At 48.4% G+C, this 24,888-nt stretch carries 19 protein-coding genes; 14 read left to right on the top strand and 5 right to left on the bottom strand.

What is annotated here, in order from left to right; all coding sequences use genetic code 11:
• Positions 1 to 89: 89 nt before the first annotated feature.
• From ACQ5DJ_RS11080 to efeO, 3 genes are read right to left on the bottom strand one after another with little or no spacing between them, the layout of a single operon-like run.
• Positions 90 to 1,874, bottom strand: a complete 1,785-nt coding sequence (locus tag ACQ5DJ_RS11080; RefSeq protein ID WP_429842513.1) for an FTR1 family iron permease — start codon at positions 1,872 to 1,874, stop codon at positions 90 to 92.
• A 27-nt stretch (positions 1,875 to 1,901) separates the two neighbouring features.
• A complete protein-coding gene (efeB, locus tag ACQ5DJ_RS11075; protein WP_429842512.1) occupies positions 1,902 to 3,179 on the bottom strand; it encodes an iron uptake transporter deferrochelatase/peroxidase subunit in 1,278 nt (425 codons plus the stop codon).
• Between the two features lie 4 nt (positions 3,180 to 3,183).
• The gene (gene efeO, locus ACQ5DJ_RS11070) at positions 3,184 to 4,083 is read right to left on the bottom strand and encodes an iron uptake system protein EfeO (protein ID WP_429842511.1); all 900 of its coding nucleotides are present in this window, start codon (positions 4,081 to 4,083) and stop codon (positions 3,184 to 3,186) included.
• 370 nt (positions 4,084 to 4,453) lie between these two features.
• Here efeO and ACQ5DJ_RS11065 point away from each other — a divergent pair, with 370 nt between their 5' ends.
• The 13 genes from ACQ5DJ_RS11065 (at position 4,454) to ACQ5DJ_RS11005 (ending at position 17,343) form a co-directional block, all read left to right on the top strand.
• Positions 4,454 to 5,242, top strand: a complete 789-nt coding sequence (locus tag ACQ5DJ_RS11065; protein ID WP_429842510.1) for an HAD-IIA family hydrolase — start codon at positions 4,454 to 4,456, stop codon at positions 5,240 to 5,242.
• Positions 5,243 to 5,263: 21 nt separating this feature from the next.
• The gene (locus tag ACQ5DJ_RS11060; RefSeq protein WP_429842509.1) at positions 5,264 to 7,342 is read left to right on the top strand and encodes a glycerophosphodiester phosphodiesterase family protein; all 2,079 of its coding nucleotides are present in this window, start codon (positions 5,264 to 5,266) and stop codon (positions 7,340 to 7,342) included.
• 61 nt (positions 7,343 to 7,403) lie between these two features.
• On the top strand, positions 7,404 to 8,507 hold the full coding sequence (locus ACQ5DJ_RS11055; RefSeq protein ID WP_429842508.1) for an ABC transporter ATP-binding protein: 1,104 nt from the start codon (positions 7,404 to 7,406) through the stop codon (positions 8,505 to 8,507).
• A gap of 25 nt (positions 8,508 to 8,532) precedes the next feature.
• Complete coding sequence (locus ACQ5DJ_RS11050) at positions 8,533 to 9,849, top strand: ABC transporter substrate-binding protein (protein WP_429842507.1); 1,317 nt, start codon at positions 8,533 to 8,535, stop codon at positions 9,847 to 9,849.
• A 25-nt stretch (positions 9,850 to 9,874) separates the two neighbouring features.
• Positions 9,875 to 10,762: a carbohydrate ABC transporter permease gene (locus ACQ5DJ_RS11045; RefSeq protein ID WP_429842506.1), complete on the top strand. Its 888-nt coding sequence runs from the start codon at positions 9,875 to 9,877 to the stop codon at positions 10,760 to 10,762.
• Positions 10,763 to 10,775: 13 nt separating this feature from the next.
• Positions 10,776 to 11,579, top strand: a complete 804-nt coding sequence (locus ACQ5DJ_RS11040; protein WP_047070123.1) for a carbohydrate ABC transporter permease — start codon at positions 10,776 to 10,778, stop codon at positions 11,577 to 11,579.
• Between the two features lie 18 nt (positions 11,580 to 11,597).
• Positions 11,598 to 12,419, top strand: coding sequence for a sugar phosphate isomerase/epimerase family protein (locus tag ACQ5DJ_RS11035; RefSeq protein ID WP_429842566.1), 822 nt, complete (start codon positions 11,598 to 11,600; stop codon positions 12,417 to 12,419).
• A 1-nt stretch (position 12,420) separates the two neighbouring features.
• Positions 12,421 to 12,987, top strand: coding sequence for a glycerol-3-phosphate responsive antiterminator (locus tag ACQ5DJ_RS11030; protein WP_429842505.1), 567 nt, complete (start codon positions 12,421 to 12,423; stop codon positions 12,985 to 12,987).
• Between the two features lie 228 nt (positions 12,988 to 13,215).
• A complete protein-coding gene (locus ACQ5DJ_RS11025) occupies positions 13,216 to 13,518 on the top strand; it encodes a TM2 domain-containing protein (RefSeq protein WP_429842504.1) in 303 nt (100 codons plus the stop codon).
• 340 nt (positions 13,519 to 13,858) lie between these two features.
• Entirely contained in the window at positions 13,859 to 14,956 is a 1,098-nt protein-coding gene (locus ACQ5DJ_RS11020; RefSeq protein WP_429842503.1) for a nitric oxide synthase oxygenase, read from the top strand.
• 212 nt (positions 14,957 to 15,168) lie between these two features.
• Positions 15,169 to 15,573, top strand: a complete 405-nt coding sequence (locus ACQ5DJ_RS11015; RefSeq protein ID WP_429842502.1) for a hypothetical protein — start codon at positions 15,169 to 15,171, stop codon at positions 15,571 to 15,573.
• 224 nt (positions 15,574 to 15,797) lie between these two features.
• Entirely contained in the window at positions 15,798 to 16,202 is a 405-nt protein-coding gene (locus tag ACQ5DJ_RS11010) for a hypothetical protein (protein WP_429842502.1), read from the top strand.
• Positions 16,203 to 16,377: 175 nt separating this feature from the next.
• Positions 16,378 to 17,343: an iron-hydroxamate ABC transporter substrate-binding protein gene (locus ACQ5DJ_RS11005; protein WP_429842565.1), complete on the top strand. Its 966-nt coding sequence runs from the start codon at positions 16,378 to 16,380 to the stop codon at positions 17,341 to 17,343.
• 70 nt (positions 17,344 to 17,413) lie between these two features.
• Here ACQ5DJ_RS11005 and ACQ5DJ_RS11000 read toward each other — a convergent pair whose 3' ends face one another.
• Entirely contained in the window at positions 17,414 to 19,036 is a 1,623-nt protein-coding gene (locus tag ACQ5DJ_RS11000; protein ID WP_429842501.1) for a family 10 glycosylhydrolase, read from the bottom strand.
• 218 nt (positions 19,037 to 19,254) lie between these two features.
• Between ACQ5DJ_RS11000 and ACQ5DJ_RS10995 the strand changes: the two genes are divergently transcribed.
• The gene (locus ACQ5DJ_RS10995) at positions 19,255 to 20,205 is read left to right on the top strand and encodes a lipase/acyltransferase domain-containing protein (protein WP_429842500.1); all 951 of its coding nucleotides are present in this window, start codon (positions 19,255 to 19,257) and stop codon (positions 20,203 to 20,205) included.
• Between the two features lie 54 nt (positions 20,206 to 20,259).
• Here the strand turns inward: ACQ5DJ_RS10995 and ACQ5DJ_RS10990 are convergent, their stop codons facing one another.
• Complete coding sequence (locus tag ACQ5DJ_RS10990; RefSeq protein ID WP_429842499.1) at positions 20,260 to 24,858, bottom strand: collagen binding domain-containing protein; 4,599 nt, start codon at positions 24,856 to 24,858, stop codon at positions 20,260 to 20,262.
• Between the last annotated feature and the right edge of the window lie 30 nt (positions 24,859 to 24,888).

Genomic DNA, 24,888 nt, shown 5'->3' with positions numbered 1-24,888 from the left:
GATAAAGAATGATTGCCAAAAATAATATCAGGATTTACAAGAAAACGCAGCTCTCATGAAGGAGCTGCGTTTTTCAGGTTTTCTCTCTTTTAGTTCACCCGCGGAATAGGAGTGGCTACTTTTTTCCGTGAATACAGGAACAAATTGAAAAGAACGATCACGAGTATGATCAATTGCGGGATCGTTGTTTCCCAGCTCGCGTAAATGCCGAGAGTCGGTGCGTACAGCAAGTAATCGCTGCTGTGTGCAGATAAGCTTCCCGTCACCTGCAAAGCGTGGATGCTGACGCCGACGAATTTAAACGCCATGTAGTAGAGCAAGAGACTGGCTACAAAAAAGAACGGACGAACCGGAATGCGTGCACTCAGCTTGATGATGACAAGGCCAATCACGGCCAAGACGACAAGCGCGCTCAAAATGCCGATCGCCAGGTCTGTCATGGAGATTGTAGCGGCCATCCCCATATAAAAGATAATCGTTTCAGCCCCTTCGCGGGCGACAGCGAGAAAGGCCGTGAAGGAGAGTGACCACAGAGCTCCTTTTGCCAAAGAAGAGCCGATAGATTTCTCGACAAATTGATTCCATGCCTGCAAATTAGACTTCTTATGCAACCAGGCACCGATCGTCACCATAAAGAAGACGGCAATCAGACCGGTTACTCCCTCAATCGTTTCTCGCGAGTTGCCTGTGGAGAGGGTGGAGAAAACGAAACTGAGGATGACGGCAAGAATGGCGGAAACTACGATCCCGGCAATGGACCCAGACCAAATCCATTTGCGCTTGTCAGCATTACCTGACTTGTTCAGGACAGTAAGCAGAGAGACGATGATCAAGATGGCCTCCAGCCCTTCGCGGAACAAGATAAGTCCCGCATCCCAAGCAGTGTACGAGGACGCTGTCGCGAATGGCGCAAGCTCTGCTTTCATTTCCGTAAGATGAGCCGTGGCCTTTTCCCATTGCGGGGGATTGGACAGGATGAGTGTCGGGATGGCGACCATCTTGGCTTCGATACTGCTGTAGGTAGCAGGCGATTTGGTCATGACCACGCCTTCAACGGAAGGCCAAGAGGTGATAAAGGTCTCCATTTTGTCCGAAGCAGCGGTTGCATCCTGATTGGCGATATCTGTTTCTACCGAAGCAAGGAGTGTCAGTAGAGACGAGATGGACGGCTGCTCAGAAGAAGGATTCGTAGCTGCCTGTTGGACTGCCTTTCCTGACAAATAATTGTCCATCGTAGTAATGAGTGCCTGTACTTTCTCTGCGCTCTTTTTAGGATCGGGTGGTTCTGTATTCAGGGCAATGCGCGCACCGCTGATTTTGATTTCCATATCGCCGTAAACTGTGGCATTTTCCGCTCGAACAAGACCCTCTGCCTTGTACCAGCCGGTGACGAAGCTGTTGTACGATTGCTTGGCTTTCGTCAGATCGCCTTCCGTGATCGCTGTCATGCTGTTTTGCAAGAGCGGTAGCAATGCCGCAATTTGCTTGTGTGCACGTTCTTTTGGCTGACCGCCTTCATCTTGGGAAGAGACGTAACGATCCGTTGCTTTTGCCAGATTGGAGATGGCTGCTTTTACAGTGTCAGGATTCGCCTTTGCTTGGGCAAGGGCTTGCTCTGCTTCCGCGATTGCTTGTGTCAATGCTTGGGCATCTGCGGAGGTCTCTTCCGAATTGCCCTCCCAGAGGGTCTTCATACTACTGATCGCTTTGGTTACTTCTTCCCAGTTGTTATCTCCACTGCTAATTAAGGCATCGCTGGAGAGGGCGATCATTTGCTTGAGCTGCTCTGGCACCAGCGGCGCAGCTACAGCGGCAGACAGAGCAGATGTCCATAGCAGCATGCAGGTACAAATGATAAACAGATAGCGTTTCAAGGTGTTCACTCCATCCCAGGTAGTTGGTTAAAAAAGCGTGTCCCCGATGTATCCGCCCTCACTTGCACCAGGAAGACAGGCGTACAAACCACTGCCGACATGGGTGATATATTCATTGAGCAGGTCGACGGATGCGAGCTTTTGTTGCATCGGAATGAATTGCTTGCGCGGATCACGATTGTAGCAAATGAACAAAAGCCCAGCATCGAGCTGACCAGTCTTGAGATCCATTCCACTCGAATAAGAGTAACCGCGCCGCAAAATTTTCACCTTGCCCTCCATATGAGCCAAGGCGACATGGGAATCCACAGGAATGACGGGTTTGCCCTTGGCATCCTTGCGATCCAGCTCCAGCTCGTCGAACTCATTTGCTTTGCCAAGAGGAGCTCCGGTTAAACGGTGACGACCAAATGTATTCTCCTGATCGGTGAGGGAGGAGCGATCCCACACCTCGATCCGCATGCGGATTCGACGCATGACCATGTAGCTTCCGCCTGCCATCCACGAGGGACTTTCAGCAGTTTGCGCCCAGACGACTTCATTTGCAGTAGCGGGATCGTTCACCTGCGGATTGTTCGTGCCATCCTTGAAGCCCATCAGATTTCGTGGTGTGGAGCCAGTTGGGTCGGATGCGCTGGTACGTTGGAAGCCCTCTTGTAGCCAATGGAGGACAGCTTTGCCTCGAGCGATCCGGGCCAAATTCCGTAGGGCATGGAAGGCGACCTGTGGATCGTTGGCACAGACCTGCACGACAATATCGCCACCCGACCATTCTTTTCGCATTTCATCGCTGTTGAAACGAGGCAAATCGACCAAGGGAGCTGGGCGTTTGGCTGCAAGACCAAAGCGCTCGTCAAAGAAAGAAGCGCCAAGCCCAAATGTAATCGTCAATTTCATTGGGCGCAGGCCCATGGCTTCTCCCGTGTCTACAGGAGGAAGAAGGGCGTTATCGCTCTCCTCATCGACGTTTTTTCCGGCAGTCATGCTTGCTGCTGCCTGCGTCCAGCTTTGAAACAGCTTGCGGACATCCCCTAGCGAGGTCGCCGTCAAATCAAAAGCACCCATGCAGATAAAATCCTGCATAGGTGTAATGATCCCGGACTGATGCTTGCCATAAAAGGGAATGACCTCATCTGCACCGGTCGGAGTGGCACTTGTCTGCTCATTTTTAGGAGTAGAGGGCAAAAGGCTATTGACCCCAGTCGCCCCCAACAGCAGTCCAATCCCTCCGACACCAGCCAACTTTAGAGCTTCTCGACGTGTGAATTTGTTCGCTGTGGTGTTTGCGAGATGCTTGTCATTCATCTTGTTAGCCTCCTACGATCGTACCCATTTTAGACAATGGTTCAGCCAATGCATCGAGTGACTGACTCAGCTTTTTCACCTGGTCTGGCTTCAACTCGGTGTACAGCACATAGCCGTCGCCTTTGCGGTATGGTGCGAGTGCTTTGTCCAAATCAGCGAAGCGAGCTTCAATTTCATTTGCAAGAGCAGAGTCTTTAGCCGTAACAGCAGGCTTCAATACTTTGTAAATTTCGTGAGCGCCTTCCACGTTCGCAGCGAAATCATACAAGTCCGTATGGGAATAGCGTTCTTCCTCACCAGTCACCTTGCTCGACGATACCTCGTTCAAGAGCTCTACCGCACCCGTTACCAGCATAGGCACATCGATTTCGACGCTCTCTACCTTCACGCGGAGCTGCTTCACATCTTGCAGCAGCTGATCCGCCACTTTTCCTTGGTCAGCGACCGATTTGGTTTCCCAGAGTGCCTTTTCCAATTTGTGATAGCCGCGCCATTCGTTATCAGGTACATCGCCTTCGCGGGCATCGATCCACGGGTCAAAATCGCCGAGAGATTCAGCGATAGGCTCGATTTTCTCAAAATAAGCACGGGCTGGAGCATACTCTTTTTTCGCTTTTTCCATATCGCCTGCTTTAACGGCGGTGGTGAAGCTCTCTGTTGCTTTTACGAATTGGTCGGTTTGGTCGACGACCCATTTTCGGTATTGATCAATAGAGGCTTGCATCTCAGGAGAAGGAGTAGAAGCAGTACTCGCTGTCGCAGACTGATCAGCTGCGGCAGGCTTGTCAGGCTGAGCGGCTTCCGGCTTTTTCTCTTCGGTTTGTGTTTGTGCGTTTCCACAAGCGGCGAGCAAGGAAGATCCGAGAACAACTGCGGCGAGTGGATAACTCCATTTTTGAATCATGAAAAGACATCCCTTCAATATAATATGAGTGCATAATTATATGTTTATATGTCGATAATGAATATCATTATCATCCACAAAGAATTTTACTCTTTCTTAGACAGTTTGCAATCTTTTTTTGCTAACAATCATTGGTTAGTTTTGGCTATGTTCACATAAAACCAAAAGTAGCTCAACAATCCCTTAACAATGACTTGCTATGATCGAGCTATCAACCAAATAAATAACGTCTGTAAGTGGGTCGAGACGTGGAGAAAGCCCTCATACAGCAATAGATTCGAAAAAGACCGTTCGTTCGGTTTGTTTCTTTGTGCTATTGCCGTGTATGAGGGCTTTTTGTGTTTTCGAATGAAAGGAGCGAGCAGGGGATTTGCTAGATACAGATAGGTACGATGCGTATTTTTTTGATTTGGATGGAACGATTTTTCTCGGGAATGAGCTGCTTCCTGGGGTGGAAAAGACACTTGCCGCGCTGCGGGAGAAGCAGAAAAAAATCATGTTTTTGACCAATACGACGGTACAGACAAGAACAGCTTGTCAGACTCGCCTCCAGAAGCTCGGATTGGCTGCCGGACGGGAAGAAATCATGACGGCTGCCTATGCGGCGGGATTGTATCTTCAAGAGAATGCGGAGCAAGCGCGTGTCCTGATCATTGGGGAGTCTGCTTTGGAGGAAGAGATTGCGAGCTTTCATATAAAGCAGGTGCAAGATGCGGAGGCAGCTACGCATGTATTGGTCGGAATGGACCGTGCATTTACGTATGAAAAGCTGCAACAAGCTGCTGACGCTGTGCGAAATGGAGCCCACCTGATCGTAGCGAACCCCGATCCGTTATGTCCGGTGCCAGGGGGTGCCATTCCTGATACATGGGCGTTGGCGAGAGCCATTGAAACGGCTGGTGGAGCCTCTGTCTGGGCGATGACTGGCAAGCCGTCTCGGTACTACGTCGATCAGGTCTTTCAACAGCTTCATGTGCAGCCAGAAAGATGCGTCATGGTGGGCGACCGTTTGGAAACAGACATTTTACTCGGGAAAAACAGCGGCATGAAAACGGCGCTGGTAATGACAGGTGTGACGACCAGTCGCGAGCTGGAAGCCACAGAAATCCAGCCAGATTACATCCTTCCGACGATGGAAGCCATGGTGCAAGTCGAGTAGGAAAACGAGGAGGTAAGGGAGATGGAGTTGGGAAAGAGCAGCAAAAAGTGGTTGTGGTCACTAATGGCAGCAAGTCTGGTGACAGGCAGTATGCCCGCGATGGCGCAAAGTGCGGTGAGCAAAACCTTGCTCATCACAGAGGTTGTCAATGATCCCCTTTTTGATGAAAGCACAGGCGAGTTTATCGAAATCACCAATATCTCCAACGATCCGATTGATTTGAGTGGATACATGATCGGCGACGAGGAAAAGCGTGGAGGAAACGAAGGCATGCATGCGTTTCCGGAAGGCACCATGATTGAGCCTTACCAGACGATTGTCATTTCCCGCTATGCAGACGGAATCGTGGAACGCCATGGCGTCACGCCAGATTTTGAATTGTTCGATTCCATGGAAGACGTTCCTGAGCTATTGCCGACGGATTGGGCGACAGGCAGCATTTATTTGGCCAATGGCGGCGATCATGTCATTCTGATGGACCCTGAGTACAATGTGGTGGATTCGATGGCTTATATGGATGCGAAGGTTCCGGGAGTCACCTCTCATCCGGGAGTCGCTGGTGGACACTCGATGGAACGCCTGACGGAAAAGGATACGAATGATGCGTCCAGAGATTTTGTCGATCAGCCCAAGCCGACCCCTGGTGAGCTGTTGTTTGGACCGAATGCCCAAAAAGATAAGATTCCGGTCTCTGATCTGAAAGACGACGTACTGATTGTCCCTGAGCCTAAGACTGGAATTGTCCTTCCGCCGACAGTGATTGCCATGTACGACAAGAAGTCCGAGATCGATACGATTTTGGATGCTGAAGCGTCTTCCATTTTTATTCCGGTGAAAAAATCCGGGAAGAACGGAGTCGTCACCCAAGACGGCACATCGCTGGAAGAGGTACTGGACCAGATTAAGGGCAAGGCGATCCCGGTGATTCATATCGAGGACAAGAAATTGGTAGCGGAGGTCGATCACCTGCTCCAGAAAGAGAACCTCTCTGATGTGCACATTGTGTCTTCCCGACCGGAAATCGTCCAAGAGATGCGGGAGAAAAACAATGAATACCGTGGTGCCCTTGTGTATATCGACGGCAAGCTGAACGAAAAGAAACAAAAGGAGCTCGTACGCTCAGCCAGAAGCAGTCGTTCCAATGTGATCGTTCTCTCGCAAACGGCGATGACGGAGGATGTCATTCGCTACTTCCGCAATCGCGGGTTGTCCGTGTGGGGAATTGATCGGGCGAACAAGAGTCAAGCGAGTGAAATGATCGAGATGGGTGTAGCGGGGGTTGTCTCACACGATCCAAAAGAGGTACATGAGCTGCTTGCTGCGTACCCAGAGAAAAGCATCACGCAACCTCCGATGGTCATGGCGCATCGAGGTATCCCTTCCTTAAAGCCGGAAAACACGATGTACGCCTTTGAAGAAGCGATGGAGCTGGGTGTGGAGATCATCGAGACAGACGTCCATAAAACAAAGGATGGCCACCTTGTCCTGATCCACGATTTTGATCTGGAGCGAACCACTAACGGGACAGGGAAGGTAAAGGATTTCACGCTGAAGGAACTGCGAGAATTAAACGCGAACAAGCTCGACCCAGCAAATCCTTCCTGGTACCAGCCTGAGATTACCGATGCTGTCATTCCTACCATGGATGAATTGCTGGAAGCGGCCAAGGGCAAAGCGGTGGTCATTCTGGAAGCAAAGGGGATTGGGTACGAAAAGGAAATGGCAGAGGCCATCAAGGAGCACGACATGGTTGAAGATGTGATTGTCAGCAGCTTCAGCTCAGAAGTATTGGAGCGTTTCGCCAAGCTCAATCCGGAATTGGGACTAGGCTTTACCTTGAGCGGGACCAAGCCAAAGGAACAGCTGGAACAGTATGCCGAAAAGCAGGTAACAGATGCGGTCCAACTGAATGCTCAATACTTTATCAACCATGAGATTGTCACGCCAGAGATAATCCGATTCGCCAAGCATCGGGGAATTATTTTGACCGTGTATACAGTTAACGAGGAAGCAGCTATGAAGCGGGCAACCGAGGCGGGAGTCGGGGGAATTATTACCGACTATGCGCAAAAACTTTACAATACCCAAATATTACCTTAGTAAGCAATTGTTATAGTCGAGTGATACGTAAAAAACAGCGAGAGGTTCAGGGGGGAAAGTCGTGGCTGAAGTGGAATTGCGGCGCATTTCCAAGTTGTATGGGAGCCAGAAGGTAGTCAATGAAGTGAGCGCTCGTATTCTGCCAGGAGAATTTTTTGTGCTGGTAGGGCCTTCTGGTTGTGGGAAATCAACCACACTGCGCATGATTGCTGGACTGGAGGAGATCAGCACGGGAGAGCTGTTGATTGGCGGAAAGCCGATGAACCAAGTTCCTCCGAGCGGGCGAAACATCTCCATGGTCTTTCAAAATTACGCACTTTATCCGCATTTGACGGTAAAAGATAATATTTTGTTTGGTTTGCAGGTTCGAAAAGTAGACAAAGCGGAGCAGGGCAAGCGGTTGGAGCGTGTAGCGGAGATGTTGGGCATCGCGCATCTTTTACAGCGCAAGCCAAAGGAATTATCCGGGGGACAACGACAGCGCGTTGCACTCGGACGGGCCATCGTCAGTCAGCACCCTATCTGCCTGATGGACGAGCCGTTGTCCAATTTGGATGCCAAGCTGCGCGGGCACATGCGCACAGAAATCCGCCGCTTGCAGCAAGAGCTGGGCATCACGATGATTTACGTTACGCACGATCAGGTGGAAGCGATGACGATGGCAGACCGCATGATGGTCCTGCGTGACGGCGAAGTGCAGCAGGTCGGAAAACCGCTCGATGTCTACAACCATCCAGCGAATTTGTTCGTGGCGGAGTTTACGGGGGCACCCCCGATGAATACGGTGCCTGCCATTTGGCGGACAGGCGATCAAGCAGGGATTGAGCTAGCAGGTCAGCGTTTTTTGCCGCTTCCTATTTTTAATGGTATCAAGGACCAGACCCCGGTCGTTCTCGGTCTGCGTCCAGAGTCACTGCAGCCCGCCCTTGAAGGGCAATCTGTGGAAGATGCTTCCTGCCAACTTCCTGTCACCGTGCAGGGCGTAGAGATTCTCGGTTCGGAGACCATTGTAGAATTCACCGTGGGAGACAATCTGTGGAAGGCCAAATGGAACGGGCAATGGCACTGCAAAAGAGGCGAAACCATGCATGTTCGTTTTGATCCAGCTCAGGTGAACGTGTTTGATGGAGAAACCGGAAAAAATCTAGCGGTTACGACCAATTGAGATAAGAAAAGGGAGAGGTACTGCGATGCGTAAAGTTGTCAAAAGCTTGTTTGCGGTCGTCATGAGTATGAGTCTGATCACGGGTTGCTCCAGTGGGAATTCTTCGTCCACGAACAATGCGAGCCAAGGAGCCAATTCGTCAGGCAAAACAGAGCTGTCCTTCTATTATCCGGTTGCGGTTGGCGGTCCTTTGACCAAGATCGTGGACGGTATGGCCGAGGAGTTTAACAAAGAAAATCCAGATATCACAGTCAAGCCAGTCTATACGGGCAGCTATCAGGATACGACGACAAAAGTACAGGCAGCTGTACAGGGCAAGACTCCTCCTGACGTAGCGGTGATGCTCTCAACCGAGCTACATACGATGATGGACATGGATGCCATCCTACCGTTGGACGACTTCATTGCCAAGGATGGGGGCAGCGAATACGTAAATGATTTCTTCCCGGGCTTCTTGGCGAATTCCCAAGTAGACGGCAAGACATACAGTATTCCATTCCAGCGCAGCACCATCGTGCTCTATTACAACAAGGACGCGTTCAAGGAAGTCGGGCTTGATCCGGAAAAACCGCCGGCATCCTGGGATGAGCTGGTTCAGTACGCTGCCAAATTGAAAAAGGACGGACGCTACGGCGTCGAGATTCCTTCCTCGAGCTTTACGTATTGGATGTTCCAAGCACTGGCCCTGCAAAACGGCAAGAACTTGATGTCCGAAGATGGGAAAAAAGTGTTTTTTGATACGCCAGAAAATGTAGAAGCCATGCAATTTTGGGTAGATTTGTCCAAAAAGCATCAAGTGATGCCTGAAGGCGTCAACGAGTGGGCGACTGTACCGTCTGATTTCTTGGAAGGCAAAACGGCGATGATGTTCCATACGACAGGGAACCTGACGAACGTGAAGAAAAGCGCGAAGTTTGATTTTGGCGTAGCATTTTTGCCAGCGAAAAAGAACTACGGCAGCCCGACAGGGGGCGGTAACTTCTATATGTTCAAAGGAACGGATGCAAAGAAGCAGGAAGCGGCATGGAAGTTCATTCGCTTTATGACCGAGTCTAAGCGCGCTGCTCAGTGGAGCGTCGATACGGGCTATGTTGCCACACGCAAATCTGCTTATGAAGAAGAGATTATGAAGAAATACGTCAAAGACTTCCCGGCAGCAGCAGTGGCTCGCGACCAGTTGGAATACGGTCATGCGGAGATGTCTACACACAATAACGGCAAAGTGACAAAGCTCTTGAACGACACGCTGCAATCTGTGATTACTGGTCAATCCGAGCCTGCGGAAGCATTGAAAAAAGCGCAGGAAGAAGCGGACAAGATGCTAGCACCGTTCAATAAATAAATCAAGCAGCAATGGGGGAGCGACAATGGGGGAACTACGCGCAAAATGGAAAGTGAATATGTACGCCTGGCTCTTGCTCCTTCCCTCCCTCATCTTCCTGCTGTTGTTTACCTTCTATCCGGTTATACAAACGTTCATACTCAGTTTTCATCAAGCGGATCTGGGTTCTCCAGAGCCGTTTTTTAACGGGATAGATAATTATAAACAAATGGTGGAAGATGAAGTGTTTTGGAAGGTGCTGACCAATAATATCTGGTTTGCCATCGGAACGGTGCCGACGAGTGTGGCTCTCGCGCTGGCTATGGCACTGTTCGCCAACAAGGCAATACGAGGGAAGGGCTTTATCCGCACGGCTTATTTTTACCCGACAGTTGTTCCGATGATTGCAGTGGCGAACATCTGGCTGTTTATTTACACACCGGAGTACGGAGCGCTTAGTCATGTGATGGAGTGGTTCGGAAAAGGCGACATGAACTGGCTCGGCGATCAGAAAAACGTGATGTGGGCGATGATCTTCATGGTCATTTGGAAGGAAGCGGGCTATTTCATGATCTTTTATTTGGCCGGGCTGCAAAACATTTCACAGGAGTTATACGAATCCGCCTCCATGGAAGGGGCATCGTCCTGGACGGTTTTTCGCCGCATCACCTTTCCGCTGCTTATGCCAACGACCATGTTTGTCAGTATTATCGCCTTCACCAATTCTTTCAAGCTGGTAGACCATTTGGTGATCATGACCAAAGGCGGGCCGGATAATGCCAGCAATCTCTTGCTGTACTACATATACGAAACGGCGTTTTCTTTCTGGGATCAAGGAATGGCCTCGGCATTGACGATTGTCATGGTCGCGCTGCTGCTGTTAGTCGCTGCTTTTCAGTTTTTTGGTATGGATAAAAAGATTCATTACAACTAAGGGGGGATGGCAGATGCTTCGCAAAATCACAACGGTTGGAATGTACGGCTTGGCCGTTCTCTGGTTGTTTCCTTTGCTCTGGGCGGTCTGGACTTCCTTTCGCCCGAGGGAGCTGGCGACTTCGTGGTCGCTCAGTGCAGATTTTACACTCGATAACTTTGCGAAGGTGTGGGACGCAGCTCCCTTTGACCAGTACTACATCAATACCTTTTTGATCGTGACGGGTATTTTGGTGGCACAAATGATCACAGCTACACTGGCGGCCTATGCCTTTGCGAAGCTGCAATTTTGGGGAAAGGATGTGCTGTTTGTCCTGTTCCTGGTCCAGCTCATGGTCCCAGCAGATATCTTGATTTTTCCCAATTATAATGTCCTGCGTGACTTGTCTTTGCTGGATACCAAAATCGGCATTATGCTGCCGTACTTCGCTTCTGCCTTCGGGGTCTTTCTGTTGAGACAAACCTTCAAGACAATCCCGCACGAGTTGGAGGAGGCGGCACGGATGGAAGGCTGCTCCTGGTTCCAGATTCTATGGAGGGTGTACGTTCCGTTAGCGAAGCCGACCTACATTGCGTTTGGTTTGGTCTCGGTCAGCTACCATTGGAACAACTTCATGTGGCCGCTGATTATTACGAATTCCGTGGAAAATCGCCCGTTGACTGTCGGTCTGGCGATCTTTGCCCAATCGTTTGAGACAGGGGCGCAGTGGGCCGAGGTAAGTGCTGCGACGGTCATGGTGATTTTTCCGTTGTTGCTGGCATTTCTGTTGTTCCAGCGGCAGTTTATCAACAGCTTCATCCACTCCGGCGTGAAATAAGAGGGAGGGTCATGAATGATGAGAGACAAAAGCTCGTTTGCCGTTTCCACCTATGCGTTATTTGATCTGTCCTTGCGTGATGCTATTGTTCAGCTTTTGCAAAAAGACTGGAAGGCCATCGAGATTATGTGTGAAGAGAATCATGCCGACCTCTTGGACTGGTCCAGGGAGCAGCTTAGAGAGTTGAAGCAGCAAGGAAAGGAGAGCGGGATTGCCTGGTCGATTCACGCGCCAATCAGCGGCTGTAATCTGGCGGCGGACTCAGGACCAGCCCGGGAGCAAACAATGGACACGATGAAGCGCTGCCTGGAGATTGCTAGCTTTCTCGACTGTACCCACGTCGTGATGCATGCGGGGGAAGTAGAAGACCGCCTCGCGGAAACAGAGCGAGCCAGAGGTGTGGAAAATGTGAGTCAGGCACTCCACGTGTTGACCAACGAGCTGTCCGCAGAGAATAGAACCATTCTGACGGTCGAGAATGTTCCCCCATATCCAAAAGTGCTGGGGTGGAACGTCGAGGATCTCGTGCGTATATGCCGTCACGTACAATCCTCTCGCGTGGGGATCGTGTACGACGTAGGCCATGCCCATTTGATTCGTCCGGGATATGCAATCGATGCATTACAGGAAGTACTTCCTCATTTGTCCGCGCTTCACCTGAGTGATAACTTTGGCAAGCTGGACGATCATTTGGCGATAGGCGATGGAACGATCCCGTTCGAGCCTATCCTGTCTCTATTAAAAGACAACGGATTCGCGGGTCATTGGGTTGTAGAGACAAAGCAGCTTGGCTGCGCTGAGGTAAGTGTGGAACGGCTACTGAGGGCAGGAGGCGAATAGTATGGACATGAAAACGATTTTGAAAAAGAATCCGGTTATTGCGGCAACCGAACAGGATCGCTTGGGAGAGGCGATGGCGTCCCGAGCTTGCGCGATCCTTTTGATGTATGGAAAGCTGACCAAGCTGATGGAGGAAGCTGAAACCATCCGTCAGTCGAGCAAGCCGATTTTTTTGCACACAGACCTCATGAATGGCTTGTCCAATGACAAAGAGGCTTTTCGTTTCTTGTCCACCTATATCCAACCAACGGGCATTGTCACTACCAAAGGACCAATGATACGCGCGGCCAAAAAGGAAGGGATGCTGACGATCCAGCGAGTCTTTTTGATCGATTCAACCTCTCTCACGACGACCATTAAAAACGTCTTGGAAAACCGGCCGGATGCGATTGAAATCATGCCGGGGATAGCGCCGTCTATTATTTCGTATATCAAGGAGCATTTGTCGCAGCCGATTATTTTGGGCGGGTTGATTTGGAATATGGAACAGGTCAACGAAGCGTTGAAGGGTGGAGCAGATGCTGTTTCGTTGAGTAAGTCGGAGATGTGGAACCATATGACTGTTTAGGGGAAAGGGCAGGTGTGTAAGCACCTGTCTTTTTTGCATGTAATGGCGCAAGTCGCGCAAGAATTACTTCCTCCGATGTCTTTTACTACATTCCTATCAGAAGTAGAAAGCAAACAAAAAGAGTAGCCCATTGCTGCTCTTTTTTCCTTTACAGGTAATAAAAGGGGTAGTATTATTGCGTTATTAAATTTTTACATTTCATATAGCATGAGGGAGAAATTTCACATTATGGATACAATCCTTATCCAGAAAAACATGACAATGGATCAAAAATTGATTTTCCAGTCCGAGTACGGCAAAGTCCAGAAAAACTCCACGACAGCTATTCTCCTCTGTCTGTTCCTTGGGGGGGTGGGAGCCCATCACTATTATATGAATCGCGTAGGCCTCGGAATTGTTTATACCCTTTTCTGCTGGACGTACATTCCTCTTATTATTTCTATTGTAGAATTATTCCTTTTATCTGGACGGGTTCGTCGTCACAACGAAATAAAGGCGAAAGAGATCGCCGGAAAAATCTTATCGGTTTAAGGAGGGCGCTAAGGCGCTCTTTTTTTATTTTCGTTAGGACTGTGTGAAATTGATCCAGACTCTTACGGTAACAATTTCCGTAACTGTCACGAATACCGACGGTTGCGATAAAGAATCAGCCCACAGTGGAAACGCATGTTTGTTGATTTGTTAAGCAAAACTGGTTGTCCGCCTACCATTTTATCTGGTTTGCCATCTATCTATGTTTCTTACAGATATGTGTCCAAATGCCTACATGATTGGTAATCAAGCACGAGTGAATTTATAATGTAGGTAACAAAATTCTACGATGAAGAAAGTAACAGCGAAGAGACACCCTTCAGCGTGAAAAGAGGGTAATATGGAACCAATTCAATTGATGGAAGCGGCAGAGCAATTTATCCGGACATGCTATCGCGAACTGGACAAGACAACGGAAGAAACCGAGCAACGGCTGCAAGAAGTACGACAGTTGATTCATCAGCAAGGATATTATGAGCATACGGCCGAGGAACTTCGTCACGGAGCAAAAATGGCCTGGCGCAACAGCAATCGATGTATTGGGCGATTCTTTTGGGATTCGTTACTTGTGATAGATGAGCGGCACGTCGAAACAGAAGAAGAGATGGCGCAGGCTATGCTCCGACACATCGACTTTGCCACCAATGGCGGGAAAATTCGCCCGACCATCACCGTTTTTGCACCTGCTGTAGCAGGTAGAGCTCCCATGCGTATCTGGAATGACCAACTGATTCGCTACGCGGGATATGAGACAGAGTATGGCGTACTGGGTGACCCGATTTCGCTTCCGTTGACGAAGCTATGTAAGAGCTTGGGATGGCAAGGGAAAGGCACAAACTACGACGTTTTGCCGCTTGTCGTGCAAATTGGAGATCGGACGCCGCAGTTTTTTGAGATTCCTCAGGAGCTGGTCTTGGAGGTGCCGATCGTGCATCCCGATTTGCCGGGCTTTGCTGATATGGGATTGCAATGGTATGGGGTTCCTATTGTTTCGAATATGCGCATGGAGATTGGCGGTATCGAGTATTTGGCCGCGCCTTTTAACGGCTGGTACATGGGAACGGAGATAGGTGCTCGCAACTTCGCTGACCAAGAACGATATAACCTGCTGCCAAAGGTCGCAGAGGTCATGGGGCTCGATACGAGCAGGGAAGTGACCCTTTGGAGAGACAAAGCGCTTATCGAGCTGAACGTAGCCGTCCTGCATTCCTTCAAGGAAAAAGGAGTATCGATTGTCGATCACCATACGGCAAGCCAGCAATTCAAGCGATTTGAGGAAAGAGAAGAGAAATGTGGTCGACCGGTTACGGGTGACTGGACATGGCTGGTTCCGCCGATCTCCGGAACAGCTACACATATTTTCCACAGTCTGTACGACAACACCATCCATACGCCGAATTTCTTTTACCAAGACAAGCCGGAGCTCGGCAATAAATAAGGCATTCCAATGTCGCGAACATGCTTCGCGGCATTTTTTTGTGACGGATTGTAAATTGTATTTCGGAAAACCGAGGATGCGCGATGATTTTAGGGAAATTTTAGTTTTACCCCACAATTTTGTTTAACTTTTCATCTTACCCTAGATTTAGCAAGTAAGAGAGTAAGAGATTTACTTGCCCATAAAAAAGGATATGAAAAGGAGCGAGATCAATGAAAAAGAAATGGATGACAACTGCATCAGCTTTGTTACTTACTGGGGTGATTGGTACTGTTATACCGTATGCAACCACAACAGTAGACGCAAAAGCAAACGTAGCGGAAAAAAGTAACCTAGACCTGACGATTGCATTCGTTTTTTCTAAGGATGGCCAGGCAGTAACCATTAAAGACAGTCAACTAGGTGAGCAGAAGGCCACGGTTAAAGATCTCTCCGAGAAGTTAGGTATTAAGGCAGATGATCTTAATCTATCTTCCTATATGATTGAAATGAAACCAAATGCGACAGGCAGCAAGATTATTGTCAAAGAAACTTCCTTTAAAGGTGAAGTGAAAGAGTATGAGAGCAGCAATAATGATGTCCTCATGCTGTTCGGACTCCACAAAGTAACGAAATAAGCTGAAAAAATAAAGCTACCAATGTCGCGAACATGCTTCGCGGCATTTTTTTGTGACGGATTGTAAAGGGTATTTCGGAGAACCAAGGATGCGCAATGATTTAAGGGAAATTTTAGTTTTACCCCACAATTTTGTTTAACTTTTCATCTTACCCTAGATTTAGCAAGTAAGAGAGTAAGAGATTTACTTGCCCATAAAAAAGGATATGAAAAGGAGCGAGATCAATGAAAAAGAAATGGATGACAACTGCATCAGCTTTGTTACTTACTGGGGTGATTGGTACTGTTATACCGTATGCAACCACAACAGTAGACGCAAAAGCAAACGTAGCGGAAAAAAGTAACCTAGACCTGACGATTGCATTCGTTTTTTCTAAGGATGGCCAGGCAGTAACCATTAAAGACAGTCAACTAGGTGAGCAGAAGGCCACGGTTAAAGATCTCTCCGAGAAGTTAGGTATTAAGGCAGATGATCTTAATCTATCTTCCTATATGATTGAAATGAAACCAAATGCGACAGGCAGCAAGATTATTGTCAAAGAAACTTCCTTTAAAGGTGAAGTGAAAGAGTATGAGAGCAGCAATAATGATGTCCTCATGCTGTTCGGACTCCACAAAGTAACGAAATAAGCTGAAAAAATAAAGCTACCAATGTCGCGAACATGCTTCGCGGCATTTTTTTGTGACGGATTGTAAATGGTATCTCGGATAACGCGAAAAAGATGGGCAGAGCAATCTCTTTATGCTAAAATTCACGAGAATGATTATCAATTTCAAGATTCGCGAAGGAGAGGTTCTTTTGAGAATGAGAAAATCAGGCTTAGATAAGATCATAATGGTAGCCCTTATGATGGTCATGATCAGCATGTTATCAGCCTGCGGACAGACACCAGCCAATCCAACTGCTCAACCTGCTCAGGAAAGTTCAGGTAACGAGAGTACCAATGAATATATCAACTACCAAGCGTTTAATGGCACAGTGAAAATACCAAAGGACCCAAAAAGGGCTGTGATACTTGCGGACAGCTATGTTGGACATTTTCTGATACTGGGGGTCAAGCCTATCGGTATCACGGACCATGCTATGGGAAACCCGTATTTTAAAGGGAAGCTGGATGGTATCGAAAGCGTGGGCGACGGAACATCGCTAGAAAAAGTACTGTCGATGAATCCTGATTTACTTATCGTGTTTGAAGGGGATCGGAATATCGAGGAGTTCACTAAAATAGCTCCAACGGTTGTGATTCCATACGGTAAGAAGCCAATCCGCGAAGAACTGCGGGAGTTTGGCAAAATGACAGGAAGAGAAGACAGGGCGAATGAGTGGATTGCCGAATGGGACAAGAAAATTGCTGAGGCAAAACCTAAGGTGCAAGCAGCGGTAGGAGATAAAACTGTTTCGATTCTACAGCCATACGCCAAGGGGATCTATGCGTTTGGGCACAACTTCGGAAGGGGTGGAGACATCCTTTACGGTGAATTCCAGTTGAAGGCTCCGAATGCCGTACAAAAAGAAACCATTGATAGCAATACAGGCTGGGCTGAAGTATCTCTTGAAACACTGCCGGATTTTGCGGGAGACTACATTTTTACCAGTGCATGGTCCGGAGATGATGCCAATCCGGAGAGTGTATACGGTACAAACGTTTGGAAGGGACTGTCAGCAGTAAAAAAAAACAAGGTTTTTCAGATTGATCAGAAAGGCTCTTATTTTAATGACCCGATCTCCTTGGAAGCGCAACTCACGTTCATTGTAGAAAAATTAACGTAAAAGGAAAAACCCCCGAAACAAATGTAGCCAGATGCTCTGCTACTATGGTTCGGGGGTTACTTTTATTTATCTAGCGGTTGTAATAACTGCTAAGAGCTGGGAGCAGACCTAATGGATTTTTCCGCAAGTCCTTGGCACTGAAGAAAATGCTGCCCTGAACCTGAGGAACCATCGCGTTGTAATTCAACTGGTTGATAATCTCCTGGGCACTCTGCCAGCCAGCTTCAGCCGTTCCCAGCTTGTATGGCGAATGACCGATGTAGAGCTTGACGTTCGTCCCTTGTACTTCGTTTGCCCACCAAGTAACGAGCTTGTCGTATTGGGCGGGGGCGAAGGAAAGACTCCAATAGATTTGCGGAGTCACATAATCGACCCAGCCTTGTTGAATCCATGTGCGCACATCGGCAAACATGTGGTCATAAGCAGTCACGCCTGCTTTTGTATCGGAGCCGGTCGGATCGACGTTACTGTTGCGCCATACACCGAATGGACTGATCCCGAACTGAACGTGAGGCTTGACGCTCTTGATAGACTGATTCAATTGTTGAACAAACTGATTGATATTATCGCGGCGCCAGTCTGCTTTGGATACGATTTTTTTGCTGTTGTAAGCCTTGAATGCTGCATCGTCTGCAAAGGCGACATTGGAAGGATAGAAATAATCATCCAGATGGACACCATCGATTTCATAGCGCTGCACGACTTCCATTACTTCATTGATAATTTGCTGACGTGCTGCTGGAATACCCGGATTGATGTACAACTTTTTGTTGGCATTCACAATCCAGTCAGGGTGCTGCTTGATCACATGATTCGCTGGCAATTGGTCTGTTTTTGCATCCGTAGTGGCACGGAACGGGTTGAACCAAGCGTGGAATTGCATCCCGCGTCTATGCGTTTCTTCTACCATGAATGTAAGCGGGTCGTAGCCAGGATCTTTCCCTGGAGTTCCCGTCAAAAATCTCGACCATGGAGTGAGTGTAGAAGGGTACAGAGCATCTCCAGATGGACGCACTTGCACGAAAACAGCGTTCATTCCCATGGCTTGCAGCTCATCTAGCAGCTGTATGTATTCTTGTTGTTGTTTCGCTTGGTTTCCGTAAGAACCGGAAGATGGCCAGTCCAAGTTGTAGACCGTAGATATCCATACCCCACGCAAATCTCCGTTTGTCACGACAGGTGTGCCTGGTACTAGCCCGCCAGTTTCACTCAGTACATCCTGTGGCGGCGGTGTCATAGTAGCGACGTTGCCGCTTTGCAGGCGAATGGTTCTTGTTTTGTCTTCCCAGTTTACCGTAAGGCCCAACTGCTCGGAGACAAAACGTAGTGGAACCATGATTCTTCCTTGCTTGTTCTGAACAGAAGCATCGAGTGGGATGTTGTTGTTGTTCACGAGAGCGTTCTTCTGATTAACCGTCATGGACAAGAAGGTATCTTGCTTGCTGATCGTTGCGGTTTGAGAATTTGGCTCCCAATTTACTTCGGCTCCCAGATTTTCACCGATCACTCGCATAGGGACCATCGTTACGTTTGCTTTTGGAATAATGTACGGAGCGACGTCACTTTTGATTTGTTGCCCGTCCAAATAGATGCTGATGCCAGAGGATGTCTGCGCGGCCTGCACGGATATCCCCATCGTTGGAATACATAGTACGAACATTAGCAAAAGCATAAACCACTTGCGTACCTTCATTTTTGCCAATCCTCCGACAAGATAGATTTGCTTAAAACATTAGCCAATACGTTTGACGCTTTATTATATCGCTTTGTTTCGCTCAAGTGGGAAGTTTCGGCAAAAAATGACGACAATCATCGAAGCAAGGGAACCACCCAAGCTGCTCTGGCATAGGCAGAAGCATATGTTGTTTTCCTTCTGGTCATGGGACAAAAAAGAGGGAAAGGAGTGCAAGCATGAGTTCTTTTCTTGCGCAAAAGGCACCGATTGTTTTTGTTCCGGGGCTGTTTGGGTCGATGAGTGATCAAATAATTCCGGGTACTGGTGACTGGGGCTTCGGGTTTGCCCGAACGGCTTACGAACCATTTATCCGTTTGCTTGGAAAAATGGGTTTCTCCTTCAATGAACAATTGTTTGTAGCTTTTTATGATTGGCGAAGGCAGATCGATATTTCAGCAGAGCGCTTTTTGCTGCCTGTCATCGAGCGAGCGAAGCAAACGACGGGTTCCCCTTATGTCAATCTCATTTGCCATAGCATGGGGGGCCTTGTTGCTAGAGCCTATGTCCAAAGCGAATATTATCAAAACGATGTGGATCAGCTGCTCATTTTTGCGACTCCCAACGCAGGATCGCCTGTCGCCTACAGCTATTGGGCAGGAGGGAAGCTGCCGCGCTCCGTTTTTGCCAAAAGAAATGTCGTGGAGCTATATATGAATGTATATCTGGCCTATTTGGAGCAAAGCATCCCTTTTCAGCGTATACAAGCTATTCACAGACACTTTCCCAGTCTCCTTGATCTTACCCCGTCAGCAGCATATGGCGATTATTTGCTAGAGAAAAAAGAGGGGGTAGAGGCCTTCATCCCTTATGAAAAGATGGTCGTGAAAAATCAATACATGGACTACTTGAACGCAACGATGGGGATTATCGCAGCCCGCAATATTCGCGTCACGCTGGTAGCTGGCATTGGACACGAAACGATTCATTACCTGCGAACGGTCCCTTCGCTGTCTCCTGATAAATGGGTCGATGGAAGAGTAGTAGGCTCGATCAATAGTGACGCTGGGGATGGGAGTGTCATGGCAAACAGTGTATTCGCGCTCGAAGGTGAGCGTTATTACGTAGAGGCGACACATCTAGAGATTTTGTATAAAAGTGAACCGCTTCTCCGGCAATTGCTAGAGTAGGGGAAAAAAGAGGACCAAGCCGGGAAAATCCCTGGACTTGGTCCTTTAGATGAGCTACGCTTTTTTGTTTCTCCGATACATGATCGAAATACCGATCAAGATCGAAACGATACCTGCAACGATGGGGAGTGAGTTAGCCTGTTCTCCAGTCTGCGGCAATACTTTACCTGTAGAAGGAGATTCGTTGTTGGTTTTCAAGACGTTGGAGTTATTGGCAGCTCCCGAATTGTTCGGTTTGCTCGTATTTCCTGTTTGATTCATTTCCCCGGAAGTGTTGGGGGTTGAAGTGTCATCAGGATTGCTCGGTTGGTCTGGATTGCCAGATTGGTCTGGGTTGCCAGGTTGATCCGGGTTACCAGGTTGATCCGGGTTACCAGGTTGGTCTGGGTTGCCAGGTTGGTCCGGGTTGCCAGGTTGGTCCGGGTTGCCAGGTTGGTCTGGGTTGCCAGGTTTATTTGGTTTATTTGGTTTGTCTGGTTTATCCGGTTTCTCTGGCTTTTCCGGCTTAGGATCTGGCTTAGGATCTGGCTTAGGTTCTGGCTTTGGTTCAGGTTTTGGTTCAGGTTTAGGCTCAGGATTTCCGCCTCCGCCACCACCACCGCCACCACCACCGCCACCACCGGAGGTCACGTCATTTTCGACAGTCACCAGCACGTGGTCGCCAGCTACTTGGTTTCTTTTAATCTCAAACCCGATTGGCTTGCTGTTTTTTACATAACCAGCAGGTGCCTTCGTCTCGATAAACTCATACTTACCCGGATTCAGGCCTTCAACAATCAGCTCTCCGTTGCCATCTGTAGTCAGCTTTGTAAGCTCCTGACCGTTCATGTCTTTGGCTACCTGACCATTTTCATCGCGGAGCGTAAATTCAGCTCCTTTGAGCTTATGATTTGGGTATCCCGTTCTTACCTTGGTCAGTTTCACAGATCCTGGGATCAATCTGTTGGTCAACGTGAGAGAGGCCGTGCCTTCATCGGTCACTTCGAATTTCAGTGGTTCAGCGAGCTCATAATCAGCAAGAGCTTTTGTTTCCACGAGCTGGTAGAATCCTGCTTTCAGGTTCTCGAGGAGAAGGATTCCGTCCTTATCCGTTGTGAGTCCACTTTGCAGTACCTTCCCGTCAGCATCTTGAAGCTCAAAGGTTACGCCAGGAAGTGGCTCTTTGGTGTAGTGGTCCACTTTCAGCAATTGAATGGACCCGATATTTTTGGCGTTCTTTTTCGAAAGGGTCACAATTTCTGTCTGGTTGGAGGCGATTTTGAATGAAATAGGAGTCGCATCCAGTTTGTATCCCTTCGGAGCTTTCGCTTCGACTAACTGATAGTTTCCTTCTGCCAGATCGCCTTTGGAGACTTTTCCGTCAGAGCCAGTTGTCAGCTCAGCGATCGTTTCGTATGCTCCGCCCTTTTCAACCTGTAGATTGAAGACAGCGCCTTCCAGTGTTTTTCCGGAATTCTCCGCGTCAACTTTGGTTAACTCAAATCCTTGACGGAGCAGCTTGTTGTCGATGGTCATTTCGATTGTAACTGGAACAGCTGGGTCAGCACCTGCAGGAGCTTTTAGTGTAATGTCTTTTCCGTTTCTGTACTCGTCTGCGATGACGTAGCCAACAGGAGCGGATAGTTCTTTTAGCTTGTACGCTTTAAATTTGTAGCCTTTGAAGGTGGCAATGCCATTTTCATCGGTCACGACTGTTTCCAGCAAGGTTTTCCCCGCCTTGTCGTACAGACCAAACGTGGCGCCTGCCAATGCTTTTTTCGTATCTGCATCTATCTTGACGATTTTCAAGTCGCCTTTACCAGGTGTGCTAGCTCCGCCACCAGCACCGGACAAGCTGACTTTGACACCTTCTTGTCCGTCTTTCCCTTTACCTACAACTGTTTTCCCTGCAAAAGAGGCTTCGTTTTTGATGATCTCTCCATGATCAGCATTGATAAAGGAACGGTACTCCAGGATGTAGGCAGTTTTTAGGTCGTTTTTGAAAGTCAGTTTAAAGGAGTTGCCGACTACTTCTAATGTGTAGTCCTCGGATGCCATTTCTTTTCCGACAGTCAAAGCACCGGATTCAGAGACGATTGTCGTAAAGAGTTTGAAGGAGTCTTTCATCAGAATTTGATTGCTGGACAGCGTATCAGTCAATACAGCACCTGCCGAAATATGAGACTGGCTCGGATTGATTCTTACTGTCCATGTTGCATACTCTGAATCTGCTCCTGTACCTTGTACGCCTGTTTTGAGGACGTACTGCCCACCGTATGTCGGTCTGACGGTCGTCTTGCCTTTATAGAGTGGAGTGCCTGTTATGTCACTATCGTGCATAGTGGCATTGTTTTCGTACACTTCTCCGACAGGCAGATTCGCCAAACTGGTTTTGTACGTGATGCGATAGGCCGAGTCGATGGGGCCGAGATGAAGCTCGAAGCCGTTGTCCAGTTCGTCAAATTTGGTGGCGACAACTGGACCCTCGACCACTTTCACACCATCTGCTCCACCTGTGAGCAGCAACTTATGGATGGTTAACGAGTCCTTCACAAAAGTTTGTTCTCCGGTATAAAAATCCCGGATGATCGCGTTGTTAATCTTGTGAAGGTTGTAGTTCACATCGATTGTCCACGTGATTTCTTTTGTCCGGGCGTCGTATGTACCCGTTTTGTTGCCGTTATTGTTGGTGTAGCTGTCTGGTTTAACAGTAGCGGATTTCGTGATAGGGTCTTGTGCTTTCCCGTTTTCCTTCCAGTTCAGTTCAGCTTTGTTTTTGTACACGGATGGACGGTCCTTGGAAGTAGGATCGAACTTCGTCAGGTACGTAATGACTAGACCTTTTGTGACTGGTTTGTGGAAGGTAATCTTGAATCCTTCTTCATAAGTTGTGTTCGGAGAGATGCTGTAGTCTTTGTCAGGACCTTCTTCCAAATCCTTTGTCCAATCGTTGATTTTTACTTTGTCAGAAAGAAGAGTCAGCCCTTGACCCGCATAACTGTCGGTAATGACGACTTCGTCCATCACCTGATTGTCGTCGTTTAGACTAATTGTCCATTCGATCGTTTTATCCAGGTAGTTCACTTTTTCTTTTTTGGCGTTTTTCCAGAAGATTGCTTGATTGATCTCTCTGGATGCATCTTTTTTGGTTCCATCATAGATCTCTACTTCATTTTTCACGAGGTAGCTGTCTTGGTGGACCCGATTTTTGGCTTTGGTTTGGTAGGTGATTTCGTAAGCAGCCGACACGTCATGGTCAAACTCCAAGCGGAAGCCGGTAGGCGATGGGGTTACGTTGTACTCTGTGATGGCAGCCCCGTCTTTTGTTCCGTTTCCGTTGTCACCGATGGTCATTTTATGAACGGTAAAGGAACTATTCACGAGCTCTTGATGACTCGTATCGAATCGATCCTCGAGCCATGCGTCGCTTTGCTTGATCAGTTTTTCATTGTAGTTGTACTGAATAGCCCAGGTGATCGTTTGTTTGTTGTAATCGTAGTGAATCGCCTTTTTGTTCAAAGGCTGGCTGAATCGGACAGAGACATTTGCGGAATCGATTAAATCCTTTGGAAGGTTCGTTCCTGTGACAGTGACTTTATTCGTGTAGGTCGTATCTGTGGTACCAGTGACGTTGGTCTTGTACGCGACGCGATAAGCATCGTCGATGTCGCCAAAGTTAATTTTGAACCCATTTCCTTCTGTCAATTTCTCAGGAGTGAAGGTGGTTACCTCAGCCTTTGGATGAACAGAGCCATTCAACTGAACTTCTAATGGGAAGACCTTAATCGAGCTCATGTCGATATCCAGACCGCTTGGAAGCTCGTCCGTAAAGACAGCGCCTTTTATCGGATTTTCACTCAGGTTAAAATCGACGGTCCAGTCGAGATAGCTAGGATTCATGCCCTTATTTGCTTTTCCGTTCTTGTCGATTTCATTGTTGTTTTTGCCTTTGAAATGGACAGAGATCGGAGCGATGCCATCGAATTTGAAATCGATCTCCTGTCTCGTGCCACCCTCAAACTTTTTCTCATCGAATTCCCGCCACACATAGAACGTTCCGTCATTGATCTCTGCGCCGTCATTGATGGCATCACTGAAAGTGAAGGTGACTGTGCCGTCTGTTGTCACTTCATAGGTACCGTAGCCTCCGTTCAGATCTCCGGTCAAATTGCGATCGGTCCGAAACTTATCTGGGAGAGGGAAGGTAAAGGTGGCACCTTCTGAGTAAGGATGTTCAGCAGGGATTTTCCAAGTGAAATCAACTTGAACCCGCGAGCCCTGATCGGGGCGGATGTCTACTATGTTGTTTCCGTCCTTGTCCTTCATGACTACGCTGGTGATGATGCTGTCTTTGATGATGTTATCTTCAGGGTCTGGAACGGGTACCGGTACCTCTGGTAGAGGAACTGGCGGTTCAACAGGTGGCGTAGTAGGAGTACCCGTGCCTGGAGGAGTAGTAGGAGTACCTGTATCCGGCGGAGTAGTAGGAGTACCCGTGCCTGGCGGAGTAGTAGGAGTACCCGTGTCCGGCGGAGTAGTAGGAGTACCTGTGCCTGGCTCCCCGCCAACGACAACCTCACCTTGTGTTTGGGCATACGAGGTTGTCGTGAAACCGAAAAAGTTTTGGATGATGAGCAAAAGTGCCACCAATACGATCCAAGATTTCCTTTGCATATGCTCCTCCTGTACTTATAAAAAACTAGC

Origin of the sequence: Brevibacillus sp. FIR094 (genome assembly GCF_050477165.1) — a bacterium.
In the GTDB taxonomy this organism is placed as follows: Bacteria; Bacillota; Bacilli; order Brevibacillales; family Brevibacillaceae; genus Brevibacillus.
The sequence above is the reverse complement of the archived record's forward strand: the minus strand, read 5'-3'. Positions and strand labels throughout refer to the sequence as shown.